The 22,799-nt window shown below is 46.6% G+C and carries 16 protein-coding genes; all 16 read right to left on the reverse strand.

Going from position 1 to position 22,799, the window contains the following annotated elements; all coding sequences use genetic code 11:
* The 16 genes from HQN87_RS20720 to HQN87_RS20795 all read right to left on the reverse strand — a co-directional run bounded on the left by HQN87_RS20720 (nucleotide 1) and on the right by HQN87_RS20795 (nucleotide 22,711).
* Nucleotides 1–1,332 carry a hypothetical protein gene (locus tag HQN87_RS20720; RefSeq protein ID WP_173137209.1) on the reverse strand — a complete coding sequence of 444 codons (1,332 nt, stop codon included), beginning with the start codon at nucleotides 1,330–1,332 and terminating at the stop codon, nucleotides 1–3.
* Between the two features lie 85 nt (nucleotides 1,333–1,417).
* Nucleotides 1,418–2,710, reverse strand: a complete 1,293-nt coding sequence (locus HQN87_RS20725; protein WP_173137211.1) for a hypothetical protein — start codon at nucleotides 2,708–2,710, stop codon at nucleotides 1,418–1,420.
* 29 nt (nucleotides 2,711–2,739) lie between these two features.
* Nucleotides 2,740–3,894, reverse strand: coding sequence for an acyl-CoA dehydrogenase family protein (locus HQN87_RS20730; RefSeq protein ID WP_173137213.1), 1,155 nt, complete (start codon nucleotides 3,892–3,894; stop codon nucleotides 2,740–2,742).
* Complete coding sequence (locus HQN87_RS20735; protein ID WP_246552702.1) at nucleotides 3,887–4,150, reverse strand: acyl carrier protein; 264 nt, start codon at nucleotides 4,148–4,150, stop codon at nucleotides 3,887–3,889. Before HQN87_RS20735 ends, HQN87_RS20730 begins: the two co-directional genes overlap by 8 nt.
* Before the next feature lie 26 nt (nucleotides 4,151–4,176).
* Complete coding sequence (locus HQN87_RS20740) at nucleotides 4,177–5,031, reverse strand: 3-hydroxyacyl-CoA dehydrogenase family protein (protein ID WP_173137215.1); 855 nt, start codon at nucleotides 5,029–5,031, stop codon at nucleotides 4,177–4,179.
* A gap of 22 nt (nucleotides 5,032–5,053) precedes the next feature.
* Nucleotides 5,054–6,307: an ACP S-malonyltransferase gene (locus tag HQN87_RS20745; protein ID WP_301953203.1), complete on the reverse strand. Its 1,254-nt coding sequence runs from the start codon at nucleotides 6,305–6,307 to the stop codon at nucleotides 5,054–5,056.
* Nucleotides 6,300–9,476 carry a cyclic peptide export ABC transporter gene (locus HQN87_RS20750; RefSeq protein WP_367272758.1) on the reverse strand — a complete coding sequence of 1,059 codons (3,177 nt, stop codon included), beginning with the start codon at nucleotides 9,474–9,476 and terminating at the stop codon, nucleotides 6,300–6,302. Before HQN87_RS20750 ends, HQN87_RS20745 begins: the two co-directional genes overlap by 8 nt.
* The gene (cysC, locus tag HQN87_RS20755) at nucleotides 9,421–10,038 is read right to left on the reverse strand and encodes an adenylyl-sulfate kinase (protein WP_173137221.1); all 618 of its coding nucleotides are present in this window, start codon (nucleotides 10,036–10,038) and stop codon (nucleotides 9,421–9,423) included. The genes HQN87_RS20750 and cysC overlap by 56 nt, the downstream gene beginning before the upstream one ends.
* Before the next feature lie 23 nt (nucleotides 10,039–10,061).
* Complete coding sequence (locus HQN87_RS20760) at nucleotides 10,062–14,582, reverse strand: non-ribosomal peptide synthetase (protein ID WP_173137223.1); 4,521 nt, start codon at nucleotides 14,580–14,582, stop codon at nucleotides 10,062–10,064.
* 103 nt (nucleotides 14,583–14,685) lie between these two features.
* Nucleotides 14,686–15,273 (reverse strand): beta-sandwich domain-containing protein, encoded by a 588-nt coding sequence (locus tag HQN87_RS20765; protein WP_173137225.1) that lies wholly within the window; start codon nucleotides 15,271–15,273, stop codon nucleotides 14,686–14,688.
* Nucleotides 15,239–16,234, reverse strand: a complete 996-nt coding sequence (locus HQN87_RS20770) for a hypothetical protein (RefSeq protein ID WP_173137227.1) — start codon at nucleotides 16,232–16,234, stop codon at nucleotides 15,239–15,241. The genes HQN87_RS20765 and HQN87_RS20770 overlap by 35 nt, the downstream gene beginning before the upstream one ends.
* A gap of 387 nt (nucleotides 16,235–16,621) precedes the next feature.
* Nucleotides 16,622–18,172, reverse strand: coding sequence for a glycine betaine uptake BCCT transporter (locus tag HQN87_RS20775; RefSeq protein ID WP_173137229.1), 1,551 nt, complete (start codon nucleotides 18,170–18,172; stop codon nucleotides 16,622–16,624).
* Nucleotides 18,173–18,539: 367 nt separating this feature from the next.
* Nucleotides 18,540–19,565, reverse strand: a complete 1,026-nt coding sequence (locus tag HQN87_RS20780) for a glycoside hydrolase family 130 protein (RefSeq protein WP_173137231.1) — start codon at nucleotides 19,563–19,565, stop codon at nucleotides 18,540–18,542.
* A gap of 23 nt (nucleotides 19,566–19,588) precedes the next feature.
* On the reverse strand, nucleotides 19,589–20,422 hold the full coding sequence (locus HQN87_RS20785) for a carbohydrate ABC transporter permease (protein ID WP_173137233.1): 834 nt from the start codon (nucleotides 20,420–20,422) through the stop codon (nucleotides 19,589–19,591).
* 5 nt (nucleotides 20,423–20,427) lie between these two features.
* Nucleotides 20,428–21,309, reverse strand: a complete 882-nt coding sequence (locus tag HQN87_RS20790; protein WP_173137235.1) for a carbohydrate ABC transporter permease — start codon at nucleotides 21,307–21,309, stop codon at nucleotides 20,428–20,430.
* 28 nt (nucleotides 21,310–21,337) lie between these two features.
* Nucleotides 21,338–22,711, reverse strand: coding sequence for an ABC transporter substrate-binding protein (locus HQN87_RS20795; RefSeq protein ID WP_173137237.1), 1,374 nt, complete (start codon nucleotides 22,709–22,711; stop codon nucleotides 21,338–21,340).
* Nucleotides 22,712–22,799: the final 88 nt, after the last annotated feature.

The following is a 22,799-nucleotide window of genomic DNA, read 5'->3' on the forward strand; positions in this document are numbered from 1 at the left end:
CTATTCCACCGAAAATACTAGTCTGTCGATCCCGTTTGCCACATATTGATCCAGCACATCCGGCTCCGTCAGCAGTGTCCCGTCGAACCCGAAAACGCTATTGCCCCGGCCAATCATATTCACATGCTTCGGGTATAGCTTGCATAGTTCTCCGCAAAATTGCGGACAATGCTCCACCAGCTTCTGCTTGTAGATGTTGAAATGAACACACTCAGCATAAAGCGGACAAAAAGCAGAGGTATTGATCTGGTAATAGGGAAAATGCAGACTGTGCGTCCCTTCGGGGATGCGATTACTGGTCCCATGCGCTTCAAATTCAAATCGGGTGATCCCCCATTTGTTCAAAAAGGCCGAATAATGCGGTGCGCTCACATTGTTCTCTTGCATTTTTTCCTTATGTCGCTCATAGCCGAACATAAGCTGTGTTCTCGGATCTTTTTTGATCTTATTGAGAAGTTTGCCGAGAACCGGAGTTATAGTCTGTCTATAAGGTTCAAGCAGTAAAAAGAGACTCCAGTCATTAACGGTGACTTCCACAGTCTTGCCCGCCGAAGAACACCATTCGTTCAAATTGTCCAGCAAGCGTTGTACAGGCTCTAATTGAGCCTCAGTCAATGAGGGAAGCACGATCGTAACGTCTAATTCTGCACTCAGGGCTTCTGCAAGCAGAACACAAAGGATCTCTTCATCAGGGCAGAGATGAGGACAGTAGTCATTACCGATATAGACCCTAGTCAGCGGCTGTGACACAAGCCAATGTTTGTCCAGACCAAGCCTTTCCAGCTCGCTTTGCATCAACGCCTTGTAGCCATACTGGGCCACTTGCTTATATAACCGGGTATTATTAATGGCCAAAGCAAGCTCGTAGTCATCCCGTGAATGCCGGCCGGATTCTATTGTTGTTCTGCTGGCCGGACCAAACCATTCCGCTAATTGAAGCTCATAGCTTTCATGGAAATCGGAATCCTTTTCATAGTCGTACATTTGCGTATTGCGCAAAAAGTCAAGTGATCCCAGCCTGCTTTGAACCTGCCCGGATGCTGTCTGCGGGAATTCCGCCAGTTGGCGTAAAATGCCTGAATAATAAGGGAAATCTTCATGCTGGCCTATATCCACCTTAAGGGTGTAGGTGCAAGAAAATTCCCGCTGCTTCAACTGGAGAAGCTCACAATCCGTGAAACGGAATGCCTGATATTCACTACGGGTCAGATTAAAGAGAGATACCTCAAGCACATCCACATCCTCGATCTGTTCGTCGCTTTCAAAAGTAATCTCGTCTCCGCAGATTTTCAGAATCCGATAATCTTGACCTTCAATAAATCCGATAGCCATAAGCGGCGGAATCTCTTGAAATTCCAGTCTCATCTTGTACATCGCCTCCAATATGAACTGAGTTATATATCTCTTTCAGTCCGGTTTATTCTGTAAGGATGCTATAGATCTGACCACAGAACGGGAGCTTTTGAAAGCCAGATACCCGCCGGGACGGCACGAATGTGTGAATCCCGGTATCATTTGAATAATTGGGGGAAATTTGAAGCAAATATGGTAAATGCCGCGGGACATTCTGGCCGACATACAGGCCGTAACCATTAAAATGCAGCCCCCGGACAAATCCGTTGAATTGGGTCAGTACCTGCTTATTACAGTAGACCATTCCTTTTGCCGAATCACAGAATAAAATATCTTTACCAATCTTAATTAAGGAATGAGGGGTATTCAGCTGTTCGGCATACACCTCATCCACAATATAGTCGTGCATATCCATTCCTAGAATAGCGCCGTCGTCCTTGAAGGCACCCCTGGTAAACATTCCGCTCCGGGAGGCCATGGCGATCAGAATGCGTTCGTTGTCTATCAGAATATCGCTGATATGCAACATCCCCGGAGTACTGTTCACAATGCTCTTTCCTACTTCGATCTGCTCTACCCGCTTTCCGCTCTCCAGTTCATACACTGCAATACGGTCCCATGCTGTCTCAATAATGTAAGCGTAGTCCGATCCCCCTGATCTATGAATATCCATGCCATGGAGGTCGGCATCCGGCAAAGCTACTGTCCGCTCAATCTCATAATCAGAATTAAGATACAGCATGCCGTTGTTATCCTCCATGGCTAAATATCCGTCCTTATATCTCAGAAGAGTCCTGAAATCACCGCTAAGATGCTTGGTATATGATGATGATGCAGTATCGTATACGAATAGTCCGCCCTTGTTCGACCGGAACGACTCAACGGTTAAGATAACCTTATTGACATTATCGCTTTCAGAGACATAACCGTTATCCAGTTCCTTCAGATCAAAAATATATCTTCCGTCAAATAGCTGCTTTAGTGGGTTCAGCCCCATTTCCTGCAGACGCTTAACTGCTTCGGGATATTGGTCGGAAAATACAATGACTTTCAGATGCTCCCCATACTGTTCGATATAATTGGCGAAGCGGCCGACAGAGATAACTTCAAAGCCGCGCAGCTTTTTCCCGTCCTCCTCCCCCCCCTCTTCTTCACTGACAAACAGCTCAATCTTGGGATACAGCAATTTACTGGATAAAGCGGCATAATATTTGGCATGTGTGTTCGTTCCGTAAATAACAAATCTGGCCTGGTCTACGTCAGAGACATGCATGTAGCGGCTGAGACTGTCTCTGCTGTTATAGGTTTCATTTAAAAGGCCTCTCGCATAGTGGGTCCGGTATTGTTCAATGGACATAATCAGCCTCCGGGATCGTATTCTTCTCTTCAGTTAAGTCGTTTGAGTTTTTTGGCTTTGCGCGCATAGCTTTTTCCCAGAATCATCTGGCTGATCTCGCTACTTCCTTCGATAATTTCAAAGGTCTTGGAATCACGGTAGTACCTGGATACAGAGAAATGTTCATTACATCCTATCGCCCCCATAATCTGGACGGCGTGGGCCGAGTGTCTGGCGGAAGCAGCAGAAGCATAGTATTTGGCCGCCATAATCCTTTCGGTAGCTTCAGGCAGCCCTTCATCCTTCAACCGGCAGGCATCCAGGCATAGCAGCTTAGCGGCTTCCAGCTCGACTCCCATGTCAGTAATATATTTGCTGATAATGCTATGCTCGGCCAGAAAGCGGTCAAAGGTTCTTCTTCTGAGTGCATGGGCTCCGCTATTCTCCAGACACCCCCTCAGCAATCCGACAGCTGCCCAGGCAACACTAATCCTGCCAAATTCCAGCGCATAGGGAGCAATATAATTAAAAGCAATACCTTCATGTCCGATCATATTGTCTCTCGGTACGATACAATTGCGGAATTCGAGCACTGCAAGATGGCCTGCCTTGAAGCCAAGCATATTATTCACAGGAATAACAGTAACCCCTGGCTGTGCGCGCTCCACGATACAGGCAGTCGGCTTGCCGTTCAGTTTGCCGAACACGATGAAAATGTCGGCCAATCCTCCGCATGTAATCCATCGCTTGGTTCCATTAAGGACAAATCCGTCACCTTCGGGCTTATATTCCGAGGTTATTCCCTGAATATCGCTTCCCGCTCCGGGCTCGGTCAAGGCAAAAGCCCCCAGTATCGAACCCTCCGCCAGTCTGGCCATCCACTTCTCCTTTTGCTGCTCGGTCCCCCATTTAAGCAGCGTCTGGGCAACCATGGTGTGCACATTAAATAGAGCCGTAAGGGATGCACTGCTTCTTCCTACAGCTTCATTGAGCAGCCCATAGGTCACACAATCCCATTCCTCCCCGCCGTATTGCCGGGGAATCATGCCTCCCATATATCCTCTGGCTGCACATTCCGTAATGATGTCCGGGGATAAGGCCTCGTCGATATCCCATTGGTTGGCATAAGGTTCAACCAGACTAGTAGCGAAATCCTGAAATTCCTTATACCGCTCCATTTGAGTCTCCGTCAGTGAGTTATGCATGGTGAACTTCCGCCTGTTTGTTATTTACAAAGGCAGCGATGGAATGGACGGATTGAAAGTGTTCCATATCCAAGTCCACAATCCTGATTTTGATCTTGAAGCTTTTTTCCAGAAAGGTCATTAATTCAATAGCAAACAGTGAATTAACGAGTCCTTCCTCAAATATACGCAAATCATAATCCAGTTCCGATTGATTGATATGTTTAAGAATGAAGCTGCTGATCGTCTCCTCATAGCTGGTCATTTCATGAGTCATAGTCCATTTCTCCTCTTCTGCATGATTTAGCCGTATACATAAAAGCCTTGGCCTGACTTCTTTCCTAAACGTCCTGCATCCACCATTTTCCTCAACATCGGACAGCAGCGGAATTTGGAATCCTGATAGCTCTCATAAAGCACATCAAGAGATTTAACAACGGTATCAATTCCGATTAAATCGGCGGTTTCAAGAGGGCCCATCTTATGCCCGTAGCACTGCTTAAATATTCGGTCTACCGCTTCAGGTGAAGCGACTTGATCCATTACGACAAAAGCTGCCTCATTCATAAACAAATGAGAGACCCGGTTGGATACGAATCCTGGCAAATCCTCAACAATGATTGCTTCTTTCTCCATTAGCGCCAGAAATTGATTAACGAGTTGAATCGTTGCTTCGCTGGTATAATAGCCCTTAATGACTTCAATAGACGGCTTCAACACAGCCGGATTCATAAAGTGCATGCCGATAACTTGTCCGCTGCGTCCGGTCACACTCCCAACCTTCGTAATTGAAATACAAGAAGTATTGACTCCAAAGCACACCTCGGGCCGGCAAATCTCATCCAGCTTCCTGTAAATCCCCTCCTTGACAGCCCAATCCTCGGTTACATTCTCTATGATGAAATCGCACTGTCCAACCTCGGAAAGCACAGTAGTAAGCTGTATATTCTGAGCAGCCTCCTCCGGATTAATAAGAGGAAGTGATTTTTTCACCAAAGCTGAGAACCGTATATTGCGCATAATCTCCTGAAAGGCAGCATCAAGAATCTCCCCGGACAAATCAACGAGTACAACCTGGAATCCATGGAACAACAGATCAACAGCGATGCTCCTGCCCATGACTCCCCCTCCGATAACTCCCACGCTAGTAATGTTCATTCTTGCAGCACTCCCTGCGATATTAGTAGACTAAGCTTTTGTAGCAGAGCACCTTCCTCATTCTCCGGATCCGCTCATCCTCAGGAAGACCCTTGGCAGTCAGAATCGAATTGACAGTTCGCAGCACATCATGGATTTGCGGTGTGGTGAGCTCTCTCTGTTGATGATTACAGTCATGATACAAGCCTTTAATTTGCTGATACGGCTCAGATACGGCAGAGACATAATTCGTCATATCAGCATTGTGATTTTTGGTTGCGGCAACGGCAGCAAGACTATGTTTCAGAACTCTCAGATAGTCATTCTGCTCCAACAGCAACGCCTGACGCACTGTCACAACATCAGCCGGTTTGTCCACGGAATAACTCTTGAGCCTATCTGTATTGATAGCCGTTAAATAGGTCAATACGGTCTTTGGCCCAAGCTCCACTACGGAGTCAATACCTGCAGTAAGCAGATATTCAATGGAATTTCGCCAGCGCACCGGATGAATCAGCTGCAATGACAGATTGTCCTTGATAGAGCCGATCTCGTCCGGATAGGGCAGTGCATTCCAATTCGCCACAACCTCCCACCGCGGCTTTGAGAAGCTGTACTGGTCAAGAATGCCCCGGAGCAGGTCAGCCGCTTCCTTCATAAATAAACTATGAAAAGGGCCGCTCATCGGAATGGGAATAACCATCCCCCCGCTGTCCTCAAGCCGTGATGCTACTTTTTGAATCGAGGCCATTGTTCCGGAAATTGAGGTTTTGGCGGGGGCATCTACTGCCGAGACATAGATCACAATGCCTTCACTGAGAGCTTCACTGCAAATCTCCTCCACCTTGCGGCAGTCCAGATTGATCACCCAGGCCATGGTTCCTTCCGTTCCGGCGGTAGTCTCATTAATAATCAGAGCCCGCTTGTGTACAATCTCCAGCGTATCCTTGAAGGAAATAACCCCCGCACAACATAATGCAGTGTATTCACCCAGACTGTACCCCATAGTTGCAGCAGGCTGCAGACCCGTTTCCTCGGCAAATACCCGGTAACAGGCGATGCCCGAGCATACCAGTGCAGGCTTGCTGTACTCCAGCTTATGTAGCTTCTCTTCTTCTTCCCTATCAAAGCACAGCTGCCGCATATCCATATGGAGCGTGTCGCTGGCTTCTTCAAACGTTTCTCTTACAATGCTGTACTGCTCGTAGAGTTCCTTGCTCATGCCGCTGTACTGTGAACCCACTCCGGGAAAAGCAAAACATAAACTGTTCGTGTATGGAAACTTGCCCTCATGCAATTCCGTTCACCTCACTTTGCTCTCTGATATGGGCTGTTGCCTGAACCTGAGACAATTGCCCCGACTCCATCACCATAATGCGGTCGGCGATATGAAAATAACGGTCATCATGCGTAATGACGATGACGCATTTCCCCTGCAGCTTCAATCGCGGGAGCAGTACGGTATAGAAATATTCCTTGAATTCGGGGTCCTGCTCCGCAGCCCATTCGTCAAACAAACAAATCGGCCGGTCCTCAAGATAGCTGACGAGCAGGGCAAGTCGTTTTTTCTGACCACTGGATAATTTGAGACTGGAGAATGCCCCGTGATCAATTTCTAACTTTCCCTGGAGCTGCAGTTCATGCAGATGGAGGCTGATTTCCTCCGAATGAGCTTGGGTATCTACACCGTACAGCTTGTCAAACAGATAATAGTCACTGAACACAGTGGAATAATTCTCACTGAGCTCTCTCGGGTTAACCTTTTTTCCGTTTACATGGATCACGCCACGTAAGGGCTGGTACAGTCCGGTCATCAGCTTGGCCAATGTCGATTTACCGCTTCCGTTGCCTCCGACAATGAAAATAATCTCCCCTGAAGTACACGAAAAGCTGACTGGACCCACGGCAAACTCCCGCCCGTCTGCCTGGCTGTATTTGAATTCCACCTGTTGAAAGCAGATTTCGGTCTGCCCGCAGCATGAAAAGCTGTCTTCCGTGAGCAGCGGTTCATCCTCTTCCCGGAACGATTCCAGTTCCTTCGCCAGCAAGTTGATACGCCCCCAGCTGATTCGTACTCTGACTATATTGGGAATTGCATTTAATAACCCGTTAACGGGTCCTGTCATGTACAGGAATACAAACACATAGCTCTTCAAGGTGCTGTTCTGAATCTCATCAAACAATAGCGGAAACACAAAGGCGACTACCCCGATTACGAAGGTAAACAGAAGCTCTCCAATCACAAACACATTAGCGAAATTGATATCCCCCTGAATCCGCTTGTCCCTGTACGCTTCACAGCTTTCCCTGACGTCCCGGCTGAACTCCTGCCGTTTGTGTTTATTGATGTACAGCTCCTTGTACCCGAATATAAGATCGTGAATGAACTTGAAAAAAACGTTCTGCATATCACGAGTCTGTTCCCACAGCCTTCCGGCCATCTTGCCCGCCAAAAAATATGAGCCTGCAGCCAGAATAATGACGCCTATCGAAACCAGTAAGCCATAGAAATTGATGATGCCCAAGTAAATGAAACAGCAGAACAATGTAACGAAGCTGGTAATACCGGCAATTAGTACGTTGCTAAACCCGCTGATCGTCTCTGTATCGTTCACTAACGCAGATTGAATTTTTCCGTCTTCCATCGCTTCAAATTTGGCATAGTTGGCATTCATCACTTTGTCGATCAGTTCAATCCGTTTGGTGTATACAATATCGTTCGCCATAAAAATAACCTTGGATCTAACCAGACGCTGTCCGCAAACATATATAACGATACCTGCCAGAAAATAGAGTAATAGTCCGTCCTGAAAGCCGTCCTCCCGATTGAGTGCTGCATTAATAATGAAAATGATAACGGCATTGCCCAAACCGCTGACAACACTCAGGATGGAGACTACAAAGATCGAATTCCTTCTATTCCGGCTAAACAGCCCGTACAAGATACAATAAATTCCAAATACTACGACAGCTGTTAAGAGGGAGCCTACTGCTAATGGAAAACTCCGGGGGGCCCACACCTTTACAAAGCTCCAGGAAAGACCGGAATACATCACATTCGGCAAGATGGACAGACAATAAACCAGAATTGCCGTAACGAGACATAAGACCAACACTTTGACCAGAGAACCTTTAAAATCAGGACGCTCCCTTTCCTGCTTCGCTTTAAACAGAAGAGCGGCAATGAAATAAACGGTCAACAAGCTAAAAGTCAGCATCAAGACTATCATTGCACTTGAAAAATGGTCTAGACTCATGTACGAATCCCGCGACTTGTCCGGGAGTTCTTCCCCTGTCAGCAAGCTCATAATGCCTTGGCCGATCTCCTCGGTGAAGGAAGAATTCATGTTAGCAAGAACGGCTACTCCCCATTGCTCCTCCGGCCGAATGACAAAAAATGACGAGAAGTTAGGATTAGAGCCGCCATGTGACAGTTCGCCTCCCCCTTTTTGGTAGTTGTTCCAGCCGAAGGCATAAGAAGAACCTTTTGCAGTGGGCGCTACTGTCCGGTCCGGGATATGGGAAGCATCAATCAGCTGTTGATCGAAATCAGAGTCAGCTTCGGTTCCTAACTGTATTTTCAGCCATTTGGCAACGTCCTTCAGATTGGAAATATAATAACCTGCCGGCGTGTTCCCTCTGTATGTCGGTGCATTATATGCTGCAGCCCGCAAGAACTGGAGCTTATACCCCGTTGCAAGAGGAGTCAGACCTTCAGCCCGGCCTGCGTAGGTATCCTTTAAATCAAGTGGTTTGAGTACATTGTCGGACATATATTCTTCATAGGGTACGCCCGACACTTTCGCTATAATTAATCCTAGAATGTCATAGTTAATCGTTGCGTATTGGTATCGCTCCCCCGGATAAGAATCCAGCTTCTGCCCGACAACTGTACGTACCGTCTCCTCCAGTGCATCCCCGTCGTCTGAGATTGGAATATCATCTATGGTCCGGGATGGAATACCGCTGGTATGATGTAGTAATTGCCTCAGTGTTATATCAATCTGATCAGGAATGAATTGTCCCTTATAGGAGCCCTCATATCTCATTTCAAACCAGGGCAAGTAAGCCGATACCGGGGCGTCCAGATTGACCCTTCCTTCTTGCTGAAGCTTCAAGATTCCCAGTGCCGTGAAGGCCTTGCTTGTCGAGCCCAATTCAAATAAAGTGGCTTCCGTAACCGGCTCTTGAGTTGCCAGGTCAGCGTATCCGAACACTTTGCTGTACACGAGTTCATGTCCGCTTACTATAGCTACAGCAAGGCCGGGAATTCTCCCCTCATTCATTAAGCTCCGTATATAAGCTTCAATTTCCTGATCCTTCAGATCCGCTCGCGAATCGGCAAATGCCGGAGCCGTACATAAGCAGCAAAGCAAGAGCAGAATAAGCACTGCGGCCGTATTTCGTATTTTATTCATCTGTTTCCCTTTTTTCCTGCCACAGCATAATGTACTTGAAAAGAGCATCGCTGGATTCCTCGGCAGACAGGAGATTGGTGTCCAGCACTATATCCGGCTGCTGCGGCTCCTCATAAGGATCGGAAATTCCTGTAAAGTGCCCGATTATACCTTTAAGGGCTTTCTCATATAACTTTTTGGGATCTCTTTGTATGCATGTATCCAGATCTGCCTTAACATATACTTCGATGTAATGGGCGTCTCCGATTCGCTGCCGGGCTACTTCTCTCATTACAGCGTATGGCGAGATACAGGATACAATCGTAATGAGTCCGGCATCTCTGAACAAATCCGCCACTTCAATAATTCTTCTTACGTTTTCATTGCGGTCCGCTTGGGTGAATCCCAGGTTTTGGTTCAGACCATGTCTTAAGTTATCCCCGTCAAGAACATACACAAGCCTGTTGCTGTCAATCAGCTTCTTCTCCAGACTGCCGGATATTGTAGACTTTCCCGCCCCTGACAGTCCGGTCAGCCATACTACCATGCCTGACTGTCCTGTCAGCCGCTGCCTGTCAGCTTGTCTTGTCTCATTGTGATGCCAGATGACATTTGCATTCTGGCTTGACATCCTTCATCCCCTACCTCTCCGACTTACTCCAATTTGGCAAAGAGACTGTCCAATTCACTTTGCGTTAACAGGGCCTCCGGAAAATCACTTGGTGTAAACTCCGGTGCCTGCTTACCCGAGCAGTGCTCAATAATATTGGCTAATGAAACAAGGTAACACTCCAGCACAGCAACAAGCTGCTCCTCACTGTAATGTTTGCTGCTGCCGGTAAGGCTGACGGTAAGACGGCGGTTCAGAATATAGACATTAAAATCCAGCATCTCCTGCAGGGTGTTCATTTCGCCTATGTCAGGACCGGTATCTACTGGAATTGCCTTAAAATGTTCATTCTCCAGCAGTTGGTCCAGATCGCCCAGATAGTTGAACCTGATAGAGCTGCCAGGTGAGCGCGTGGCATAGCCCTTCCTGTTCATCATGACGGCATAGTCGATCTTATTACCTGATACGCTGCGTATTTGCTCCTTAACGGCTATAATCTGCTGTGCCAAATCCGCTCCCTCTGCTTGCAAAACCACTGGGTACATGCATGTAAACCAACCGACTGTTCTGGAAATATCAATCCCCGCATCAATGTCCTCCCGGCCATGTCCTTCAAGCTCAACACTTATTTCATTTGCCGGCCAATACTTTGTGCACATTACTGCCAAGGCGGCCAGTAATAGATCATTAGTCTGAGTATGATAGGCTTGGTTCGCCTCATTCATAAGTCTCCCGGTGTTCCCCGTATCCATAGTACGCTGCAGACTATGGTTGACTGGAACCTGTCCTTCGGGGGTTAACTCACATTCATTGCTGAAATGAACGGCAGGAGTGCGCTCTAGCAAGTCTGTATTTTGTGCTTCATGTAAGGATTGTCCATATCGTTCAAGAGATAATGACCATTCTTGGAATGAATGCGTTTTTGATGGTAATTGTATGACGTCATTTGCCATCATCTGTCTTAACATAGTGCTCATGTCCTCCAGGATAATTCCCCAGGAGACTATATCGACAGCCAAGTGATGCGCCGTCAGAAGCACATGTATTCCCCGCTCCCCCAGATGAAACAAACCGGCTCTCAACAGAACCCCTCTACTAATATCAAAGCTCTGTTTCATTCTAGTGCCTATTTCTCGTATCAGTTCGTCCTGCTTCGGGATCGGGAAGCTCCCAAGATCATAGAAGCAGATTCCTTCTCCTGAAGGTGCCGGTAAAGCTTTGTTGTAATAAAAATGACCGGATGCCGCATTATAATTCATTCTGAAAATATCATGGTGGCTGATGATTTCCAGTATCATCCGTTCCAGCTGTTCCACCTTCAGGCTTTGCTTGACCAGCAGCATAAGCGACTGATTGTATTGGTTGGGATCGGGAAATTCCTGAGCCAAGAACCACGAAAGTATGGGAGTTGGTTGTATAATTCCCACAGCCGGCTGTTGTCCGGCTTCTGGCCTTCCTGACCAATGTACATGCCGAGCCATCTCCCTCAATAAGGGTGCTGTCAACAGATCTTTTATTCTGATTGTGAAGCCCGCAGCACTTAACTTGGAAGCGATTTGAATCGCTTTAATGGAATCGCCTCCCAAGGTGAAGAAATGGTCATCGCCTCTCACTGTCTCCAAATGCATCACTTCAGCGATTACCCGGTATAAGATTTCCTCCTCTGCAGTTAGGCTGGTATCACCGCCAGTGCCCATGCGTTCAGGTCTTACGGGCTTCGGGAGAGAGGATCTGTTCAATTTACCGGCTCCCGTAAGCGGGAGCTCCTCCAGCTCAACGAAAAACGAGGGAACCATATATTCCGGTAGCCTTGTTAACAGGTATTCTCGTAGTTCTTCTGAAGAGACGGCGCCGCTTTTCACTAGATAAGCGCATAAATACCTGCCCTGCTCTGAATCCTCCCAATCCTTAACTGATGCTTCCCGGATAGCGGTATGCTGCAATAAGCGGTTCTCTATCTCACCAGGCTCTATACGATAGCCTCTTATTTTCACCTGATAGTCAGCTCTTCCGATATACTCTATAATGCCGCCGGATATAAAACGGGCCAAGTCACCGGTTCTGTACATTCGTTGTCCAGGAATAAAGGGATTATCCACAAACTTCTCCTGTGACAACTCCGTTCTGTTCAGATAACCTCTGGCAACCCCTTGACCCGATATATACAATTCTCCAATGGCATACGGAGGTACAGGATTACCGCCTCGATCCAGAATATAAATCTGTACGTTGCCTGCAGGGCGGCCAATAGGAACGGATGCGCCATTATCCAGATTAGGATTATACTGATGTATCATACATCCAACCACTGTTTCGGTCGGTCCGTATTCATTGTAGATTTGTACCTGTTGCTGCTTGAAATACTTCTGTACCTTTCTTGCGAGTTCTGTGCTTAACATATCGCCGCCTACAATAAACCTTCTTATAGCGGAGCAGGAAAAATCCTGATCCTGGATAAGTGAAAGATGCGCCGGAGTAAGCTTCAATACAGTTGCTTTGTTATCCTTAATCACTCTAAACAGAACAAACTCTTCTTCATCATCACGATATATAACAATAAGATTACCGGACACCAGCGGAGCAAAAATGGATGTTACCGTTAAATCAAAGGCCAAGGATGAATATAGCGGAATAACCTCTTCATCCGGCCCGAAATACATCTTGGCTGCCCAGCTCACATAATTACTCAGCCCTTGGTGCTCGATCATTGTTCCTTTGGGCACTCCTGTGGAGCCTGATGTATAGATGACATATGCAAGATCATTCGAATGGATGAATATTCCCGGATTAACCTCTTGACCCTCATAAAGAGCTGAGTCATTTAAATCAATAATTCTCCCGTTATAGGCAATTGCCTGATTCCACTCACAATTTATTAACAGGATGGGAACAGCAGCTTCGTCGAGAATGAACCGGATACGGTCTGCAGGATATGACGGGTCCAGCGGAATGTAGGCTCCTCCAGCCTTCATCACTGCAAGAATGCCAATAATACTCTCCATGGAATGAACGGTGAACAGCCCTGTAACGGTTCCCCTTCCAGCCCCGAATCCGCTTAATAAACCGGCAAGCTGATTGCTTTTTTTGTTCAACTGACTATAAGTCAGACTCTCATTCCCGAAACAAACGGCAATCTTATCCGGAGACCTCGCCGCCTGTTCCTCGAACATCGTAATGACGCTCTTGCCCGGGTCATATTTCATTGCTGTGGAATTAAAGTCATAGAGCACGTAATGTTCCTCGTCCTCTGATAATAAACTTAGACTGCCAACGGGGCGTAAGGGATTAGTACAAGCTTGCTTGATCAAATGCACGATCCGCCTATACATATCCTCTATTTGCTCTTCAGAATAGGCTTCCTTCTGATAATCAAATTGCAGACTCAGCGCACCGGATGCTGACCAGCTCTTGATCACAAGCTGCAGCTGATATTGCTGTAAGCCGTTATAGAACTCCTCGTTCTTAACGGAAAAGCCGTTAATCTCAGGTGCCAGTGATGTGTTGTACCAATTTATACAAGCTTGAAATAAGGACGAATGATGTTGTTTGAAAAACTTCACATCTCCGGTTAACAAATCAAAGGGATACTTTTGATGAAACAGGCCATCCATAATAGTTCTATGAACCCGCGCGATCATCTGCCCTACATTTTCCTCGTAATTCAATAAAAAACGAAAAGGCATTGTGCTTGTAAACATACCGAAGGCGCTCTTTTCCCTCCGCCCTGAGCGGTTCAGTACAGGGATTCCCAAAAGTAAGTCGGTCTGACGGAGCATTATGGACGCATATAGCAGATAAACGGCTGTAAAAAAGGAATTGCCGGAGCAGCCATATCGGGCTGTAAATTCCTTAATCTGCCCGGAAAGCTCTAAGGACAGTTCGAACACGGAGCGGTTACCTTCCAACGATTGACTATTTCTTGCCGATGAATCCTCTAGATCCTGTAATTGCTCGATCCAGAAGGCTTTGTCTTTGAGGAAACGCGAAGATTCAAGATAGCGTTGTTCCGTATCAAGATAATTTAGATAAGAGTAAGAGGATTCATCCTCTATTTCGTGTCCGTAACATAATCTTTCGTAGTTTGTCCCAATCTGCTCGGTCATTACATTCATTGACCATCCGTCCGCAATCAGGTGATGGAATTTCGAGAAATATCCCATTTCGGATTCGGATATTCGAAATAACGCAAAATAGAAAAGAGAAGCATCTTCCAGATCAAACGGTGTTGAGGCTGTTGCTTGACTCCATTTCTGAAATTCTTGTTCCGGTTCAGAGCATTGGGAAAAATCCAGTCTGTCCAATGGGAAGGGCTGGTATGGGGGAACATATTGACAAGGCCCATCCTGTCCTTCTCTAAATCTTAATCTTATTCCGTCATGCATTCGTATAAACAGATGAATAGCTTGTTCCATTAGATCAAGCTGAACCGGCCCGTTAATCCGTATGGTCCCACCAATATTATGAAGACTGGAGCCTGAATGGATTTTGTCCACAACCCAAACCCGCTTTTGCGGATGGCTTAACGAATAGTACTTGCTATCGCCATGCATGTCTTCTTGTGCCATATCGTAACTCCTCGAATTTCAAAATATTATAAATTATTCTAAAATGATTCATCTTTTACTATAGTTAACCACTCAAGGAGTCTTTCTTCAAGTGATCAATTTGTTAAATATTACTAATATTAAAATTTTTATCTAAAATATTAAGTGTAGCGCATACAATGAGCATGTAAGGATTGTCGGGGAATTGGATTGAATGTAGCAAGCGTGTGCGGTCTAATTGGACTTCACGGACATATATGACCGTCTCCCATTCTACCTTCTCATCCTTGTAGCAGAAATAAGGCATCACCCAAGCAGGTTCCACGGAATCACTTTTGTAAAAGCGATGCCAGTCAAAAAAACCGAATTTCTTTCTCTCCACAACCCCGTCTGAATAACGCAGTTCGATCAGATCCTCAAATTCGCCCCAGCAGCAAAAACCCAAAAAGAAAAGCCGATCATAATGCTGTTGGCATTCAACCTGTATAACCTGCTCTTCGCAGCTAACTAAGTCCATTGCAGCCGTATCTGTTCTGGGAAAAAGAAAAGGAACACCGCCGACAGACTGGACCTGACCATTGGGCATTAAATGTCCTGCCAGACTCTCAAATCCGTGATTCAGGATTCCCACAATCCCCAATTCCGGCCAAGTTACACCCTTCGTATTGTGGTAAGCTTCAAGACTGACCGTGTGATAAGAATTTGTGTTCAAGCTTAGCTAACATCCCCTCTATATATAGTCTCAGAGCAACTTCACAGCGTTCCTCATACAGGATAATTTTGTCGAGCCGTTCAATTGCTCTCTTCCAGTCGTAGGTTCCCGTAATTACTGTCTTCATTAACCCATTGCGGAATGCAAGCCATTTGTTGAAGCATTCTTCAAACACTTCAATAAGCGCGTTATTGGCAGTATGGTACAAAGGGGATTGTTCGGAGCAATCCAAAAAATATATAAATTCCAGAAATCGGTCCCTAACATCAGTCTGTATTTTAAGCAGATCCCACCATTGTTCAACATAGCTAACCCCCTCCTCCCGCAAAGCCAGCATATCCTTACGGAATGCTTGCAGACCCGCTATTCCCGTCGCAACGCTCCTGTCTGTCCATCCGGCAATATGGGTCTGGCAGGCCGTAAGCAGATTAAGAACATTTTGCATATCCATATTGAGCTTCGGTGCTGTCAGACGAAAAGCTTGGGCTCCCCCGGCAATGTAGCCGTCGTTCACAGCTTCAATCGGTACCCACTCCATAATTTCAGGAATCCAGTCTATTACTAGAGCATGGGTCCGTTCCTGATTGTACTGCTGAATATAGAAGTAATGGCCATCATGTGCCCTATGATAATTGATGGTCCACGGAAGGTACCAGCCATCCGAATGGGTGAAGAGTTGCCCGCCTTCGTCCATATAATCTATCAAATTGGTATAATCGGCCTGAGTATTTTCCATGTGATAAATTTCACATAAACTGGTGTAGAACGGCGGCTTTGCAGCTTCTTTCCGGTGGTGCAAAAATTCATGCGGAGAATAATAATAGAATCCCCAATTGCCGGAGAACGTGTACTGATAAGGATAACCGCTGTTATGAATATGCAGACAAATCAAATAATCCAGACAATTAAAAATGGATAATCTCTTCTGGTAAACGGGAATTCTTACCGGCGTGCCCGTCATATTCTGCCTCCTGCTTCACTTAATCTGTTAACATTAGTTATTATAAACCAATTCATTGTAAATGTTTGTCTAAATTGGCTGTTGAAATTTGTCATATTTTGATATAATTTACCCTTTAGGTTAAAGAACCAGCTTCATATTTCCGCTATCAGCCTGTATTTCCCTGCCATTAGCTCCACCCTGTTATGTTCTATCCTTACGTTATCCTTTGTAATCTTTCACACACCTTTTTCTTGTAGTTTCAACCTTAGTTAAGGATAACACCGGTTCTTGGAGCGGGGTTTGTTGACAACACTTTTAATTATGTTGTACGCAAAAAAGAGCCTGCTTCCAGCAGGCTCTTAAAGTCAGATCATTCCGTGTACGGTTATGTAAGATTCCCCCAGCTTACTTCACAGGAATCTTGATGGCTTCATGTTCCTCCAACAGCTGCTTCAGCTTTTGGCGTTGACGTTTCTCCCGTTGACGGCGCTCTCTGTCCTCCTCCTGAAGAGCCTTGAGCAGGGAAAAGCACATTCCAATCAGAACAATGGCAAAGGGTAAAGCGGCTACAATGGAAGCGGTCTGAAGGCCGCTTAACCCGCCGCTAATCAGCAGGACTACAGCGATGGCGGATTGCAGAATGCCCCAGGTCAATTTCACTCTTGTACTGGGATTGAGATTACCGTCTGAGGTCAGCATGCCCAGAACGAAGGTGGCCGAATCGGCCGAAGCGATAAAAAAGATCATAATCAGGAGGGTAGCTATAAGCGATACTACAGTACTTAAGGGCAACTGCTCCAGCATGACAAAAAGAGCGGTGGTTGTATCTCCTTTAACGGCTGCTGCCAACTGGGCACCATCGAACAATTCCATTTGCAGGCCCGTTCCTCCAAATACCGAAAACCAGACAAAACCGAACAAGCTCGGCACAAGCAGGACGTAAATGACAAATTCCTTGATCGTCCTTCCCTTGGATACTCTTGCAATAAAGGTTCCGACAAAAGGTGCCCAGGCGATCCACCAGGCCCAATAGAATAAGGTCCACGCCCCGATCCACGTTCCCTTTGAAAAAGGCGTTAGCCTCAAGCTCATATTGACGATATTTTGCAGATAGCTTCCTAAAGTGGTTGTAAAGGTTTCGAATATAAATGAAGTCGGACCTGTTATCCATACGAACAGCATCAAAAGAACGGCTATCACTAAGTTTGCGTTGCTGAGGAGTCTAATTCCCTTGTCCAGACCGCTAGTGGCGGAGATGAGGAACAGCACGGTCACTATTGTGATAATTATAATCTGAGCGGCTACGGTGTTAGGAATCCCGAATAAATAATGCAATCCTCCGGTAATCTGCAGAGCCCCGAGACCCAGTGAAGTAGCGACGCCAAAAATAGTGGCAATCACCGCTAAAATATCAATGGCCTTGCCCAGCCAGCCGGAAACCAGCCGTTCCCCCAATAATGGAATAAAGGCTGAGCTGATCAGGCCTTTGTATCCTTTGCGAAACTGGAAATACGCAAGCGCCAATCCGATGACGGCATAAATCGCCCATGGATGCAGTCCCCAATGGAAAAACGAATATCGCATGGAAATCCTCGCTGCTGCTGTCGTCCCCCCTTCTACACCTTCTGGAGGAGATAAATAATGGGACAAGGGTTCAGCGACTCCCCAGTATACGATCCCGATCCCCATCCCTGCGCTGAATAGCATCGACAGCCAGGATATTGTGGAATACTCCGGTTCATCTTCGTCGTCTCCCAGACGGATACTGCCAAACCTGCTGAAGGCCAAATAAAAGGTGAAGATCAGGAAAAACAGAGTAGCCAGCAAATAGAACCAGCCGAAATTGTGGATAGAGAACGTGTAAGCAACATTAGCGGTATGGGCCATTTGGTCAGGTGCTACGGCTCCCCATATTGCAAAAATGGCTACGATGGTAATGGCTATTGTAAAAACCATAAATGAACCTCCATTGGTAGTGAATGTGTACAGGTTTTTCTTAAGTATGTGTTACTTCAGCTTTTAGTATGAAACTACCCTTTTAATCATCTAATTTAACATTTTAAAAATTTATCACAATCCTTGAAATCACGGGGCTCAAACCGGCTCGGGAAATTCTACGGAGTGAAGGTTACGCCTTGGCCGTGCGCCGAATGACAGAGCCGTCTGCTGATGCAAGCCAACCATGACCAAAACGCAGAGCAGCGATCCTCCAATAACGGGAGAATCGCTGCTCTGCTCACTTTTTATAGCATTAAGGATGAAGAGAACCGTATAAGAGCATGAATGTCTGGGTCTGGACATCCAGCTCATGAAGCGCAGGTCATTAGATCTTGCCCAATCCGGCATCATCGCCGACTTCTTCATGAGTCTCGATCACGTAATTGACAATGTCTTGAACAGTCGTGTAAGCCACTCCTACGTAGGTGTCGGCGGCGCCATAATAGATGGCAATCCGTCCGGTTTCCGCGTCATTCAGCGTAGCGCAGGGGAACAGCACATTGTTCACGAAGCCGCGTTCCTCGTACCACTCCTCTGGTGTAAGCACAAAATTCTTAGAGCGGTATTTAACTCTGGAAGGCTCATCCTTATCCAGAATAACAGCGCCCATGCTGTATACAAGACCGTTGCAGGTTCCGGTTACACCATGATAGAACATCAGCCAGCCTTCAGAAGTTTCTATGGGTGCCGGGCCACCGCCGATTTTGGTGCTCTGCCACCAGCCTTGTCCACCCTTGGTCATCACATGGCGGTGTTTACCCCAGTACACAAAGTCGGGGCTTTCACTCAGGAACACATCGCCAAAGGGAGTATGGCCACTGTCGCTTGGACGGGACAGCATCACGAAATTACCATTTATTTTTCTTGGGAACAGCACCCCATTGCGGTTAAACGGCAGGAACGGATTCTCCAGGCTGGTGAAAGTTGTGAAATCCTGAGTTGTGGCTACGCCGATTGCAGCTCCATAGAAATCCGTACACCAGATAATGTAATAAGTATCTTCCACTTTGACAAGCCGGGGATCATAGGCATAACGCGGCATATACGGATTACCCGCCTCATCTGTAAACTGTATCGGCTCATCGTCAATCTTCCAGTCCAGACCGTCTGCACTGTGCCCCATCCGCAAGTGAGGACGGGTTGTGTTATCTTCCACCCGAAATACACCAAGGAAGCTGCCGTCATACGCAATAACCGCACTGTTGAAAATACGCGCTACGCCTTTTGCCGGATTGCGTTTGATTACCGGGTTGTCGCTATGTCTCCAGACCGGATTGTCATTGCCGGCAGGTCTATCCTGCCAGGGCATATTGGGCAAGTTCTGGCTTGCAGTCAATGTAACTTCTTTCATAAGTGAGATTCCTCCAAGTATTATTATTTGACAGACCCTTGGGCAAAACCGTTATAGATATATTTCTGCAAGGAGACGAAGGCGATCAGGGTTGGAATAATGGCGATCATGATCGCTGCGCATATCACTTCCCACTGTGAGCCATAGGGACCCTTGAATTTGAATAATGCTGTGGAGACGACCTGCAGACTGCTTTTGGGCATATACAGAAAAGGTGTATAGAAATCGTTGTAGATGTTAACGCCTTTCACGATAATCACGGTTACAATCGCCGGACTCAGCAGCGGCAGAATAATTCTCCAGTAAATTGTCCAGTAGGAGGCTCCATCCAGCATCGCTGATTCGTCCAGGGATTCGGAAATGGAATCCAGAAATTGCATGAAAATATAAACGGCGATAATATCGGTTCCCAGGTACATCAGGATCGGTGCCCAGCGTGTATTGAACAATTCCAGCGAGTTGATGATCTGGAAGGTAGCTACTTGTGTAGTGACTCCCGGAATCAGCGTTGCAAGCAGGAATGCGCCCATAAGCAGCTTGCTGCCTCTGAATTTGAAGCGGGCCAGAATGTAAGCCATCATCGAACCGGTCAGCGTGGCACCGGCGATGGATATAAGCACGATGAACATCGTGTTCATGAAGCCCAGCAGCATATTGCCGTCTACGAAGGCTTTGGTATAGTTGCTGAAATTCAGCCAGTTCTCCGGCAGCGTAAGCGGACCGGTCGAGGCATATTCCTCATTCGTTTTTAAGGAAGCGAAGAAGACAACGGCGATCGGGATCAGTGCCATCAGTGCCCCTAGAATTAAAGTGAGGTATTTGAAGAAGGAGGCGGCGCTGTATTTTAAAGTATGCATAGTTCTTACTTCTCCTCCTTAATCAGAACACGCTGCACAATGGTTACGACAATAACGATTCCCAGCAGCACAACTGCCATGGCTGAGGCAAGACCCATCTTACTGTATTTGAAGGCCACATCGACAGTCTGGATGACAAAAGTGCCACTGCCATTGGAGCCACCGGTCATGACATACGGAATTTCGAATACACCGATCGCCCCGCTGACCGCGAGGATCAGATTGAGCTGCAGAATGCGTTTGATACTCGGAATAATAATATGTCTGAATTGGTGCCAGCGGTTGGCCCCGTCGATCTCCGAGGCTTCATAGATATCACCGCCGATGGAAGAAATCGCTCCAAGAAAGATAATAAAGTTCATTCCCATATATCTCCATACGGAGGCAAAAGCTAGCGATATATTGATTAAATGCGGATTCAGCAGCCATTTCTGCTGCCAGGCTCCAAGACCTGCCAGATCAAGGAGGGTATTCAATGTTCCTTCAGGCTTGAAGAAGAACAGGAAGATGAAACCGATGGCTACACCGTTGAGCAGCGTCGGGAAGAACAGAATCCCCTTGAACCAGTTCTTCATCCGGACATTAAAGCTTAGAATGGTGGCAAAATAAAGGGCCAGTCCCATCTGCACGAAGGTGGCAAGGAAATAATATAAGCTTACTTTAAAGACTGCGAAATACTCCGGCTTGGTGAAGATCGTTCTGTAGTTATCGAAGCCGATGTACTCCATATTCTTACTTAATCCATTCCAGCTCGTGAAGCTATACTGAAACATCTTGACTACCGGTAAATACGAGAACGTTAGCAGCAGGGCTACCGGAACTAAAGAAAATAAGAAGATAATTAAAATTCGTTGATTTTTGTAGCTCATGTTGGACAATTTGGGCACTCTCCACACCTCCTGCGTCCTCTTCTATCTATTGAGCTGCAGTAACCTTTGCTCTTGCAGCCTTCCACTTGTCGTTCAGGTCTTTCATAATATCGTCATAGGATTCTTTCCGGTTTCCGATAGCAGCTTCAATGATTACCTTCTTGAAGTCTGGCTGCCAGAGGCCGATTTCAGCTTCTTTATCAATGGCATCCACCCAGCCCTCTTCCCCGGCCTTTGCAGGCGCTAGTGTGTCGAAGGTAACGTCAGTGCCTGCAAATTGTTTGAGGATTTCAGGAAGCTCTGCGCCCTTAACAGGACTCATACCGCCGCCTTCTGTAGTCGGATAGCCGGATTCATTGATGAACCAGTCCACCCATGCTCTTGCGGCTTCTTTGTTCTTGCTGTGAATGCTAACACCCAGATTATAATCATCTGACAGCGGAACAAGAATCTTGTCTGCATTGGTTGGGAAAGGCATGAAGCCTACATCATCAGGATTAGTTGCCACTCCTTTGATCTGACCGATCGCCCAAGAACCAAGCATCATCGTGCCAATCTTGCCGTTAGCCAGGTCAGCCTTGGAAGATTCCCAGTCAGTCGTAGTAGGGTCTTCTTCGATCAGGCCGTTCTTGGCAGCATCATACAATACTTTGTACAGGTCATAGTGCGGCTGACCCTGAACGAAATTATCATCAGAGGCTACCTGGGTGATGTTGACATAGTCGCGGTCTCCGGCAACCGTAGCCAGATCAGATTCCCATTGTGTCAAGGTCCAGCCGGCTGCATAGTTTGTATACAGCGGAACGGCATCTGTTTTGTCCTTAATACTCTTCAGCGCCGCGGAGAATTGATCAAAGGTTCGCAGAACCTCGGTAATTCCGGCGTCTTTAAAGACTTGTTTGTTATAGATCACACCGGAGAAGTTTACCGTAATTGGAATACCATAAGCGATTCCGTCTACAGTGCGTTCTTCCAGTCCGGTATATTGCTGCTCCAGATCAGACATAGCGCCCAGCGGCTCGAAAAACTCAGGCAGGTCTTTGATCGGTACGCTGGTAGGCAACAGAAGCACATCGCCGTAATCACTTGTGCTCATGCGGATTTTTATTTGATCCTCATAATTGGACAGCGCTTCAAAGTTTACTTTGACATCCGGATATTTCTCGTTGAATTTGGCTGCATAATCTTTGAATACGGTATCAACAATGTCTGTTCTTTGTGTGATAACTGTGATATCGCCCTTGATATCCTTAGCGGCATCGCCGTCCGGCGCAGCAGTCGCCTCCGTGTTTGCTCCTGTACCCCCTGCATTTGTTGCAGCTTCACTACTTGCATTGTTGTTGTCCGATGAACATCCTGCGAACAAGCCCGCCATCAGCGTCAGTGCTGCGAGACTTGTGACCGCTCTCATTTTCGTCATTTCTTTTGGACCCCTCTCATCATTTCAAATCATGAAACAAGCGATAACTTAATGATAACAAAATATTATTTGTTATCGCTTACAAACA

Source organism: Paenibacillus tritici (assembly GCF_013204885.1).
Classification (GTDB): Bacteria; Bacillota; Bacilli; order Paenibacillales; family Paenibacillaceae; genus Paenibacillus_AQ; species Paenibacillus_AQ tritici.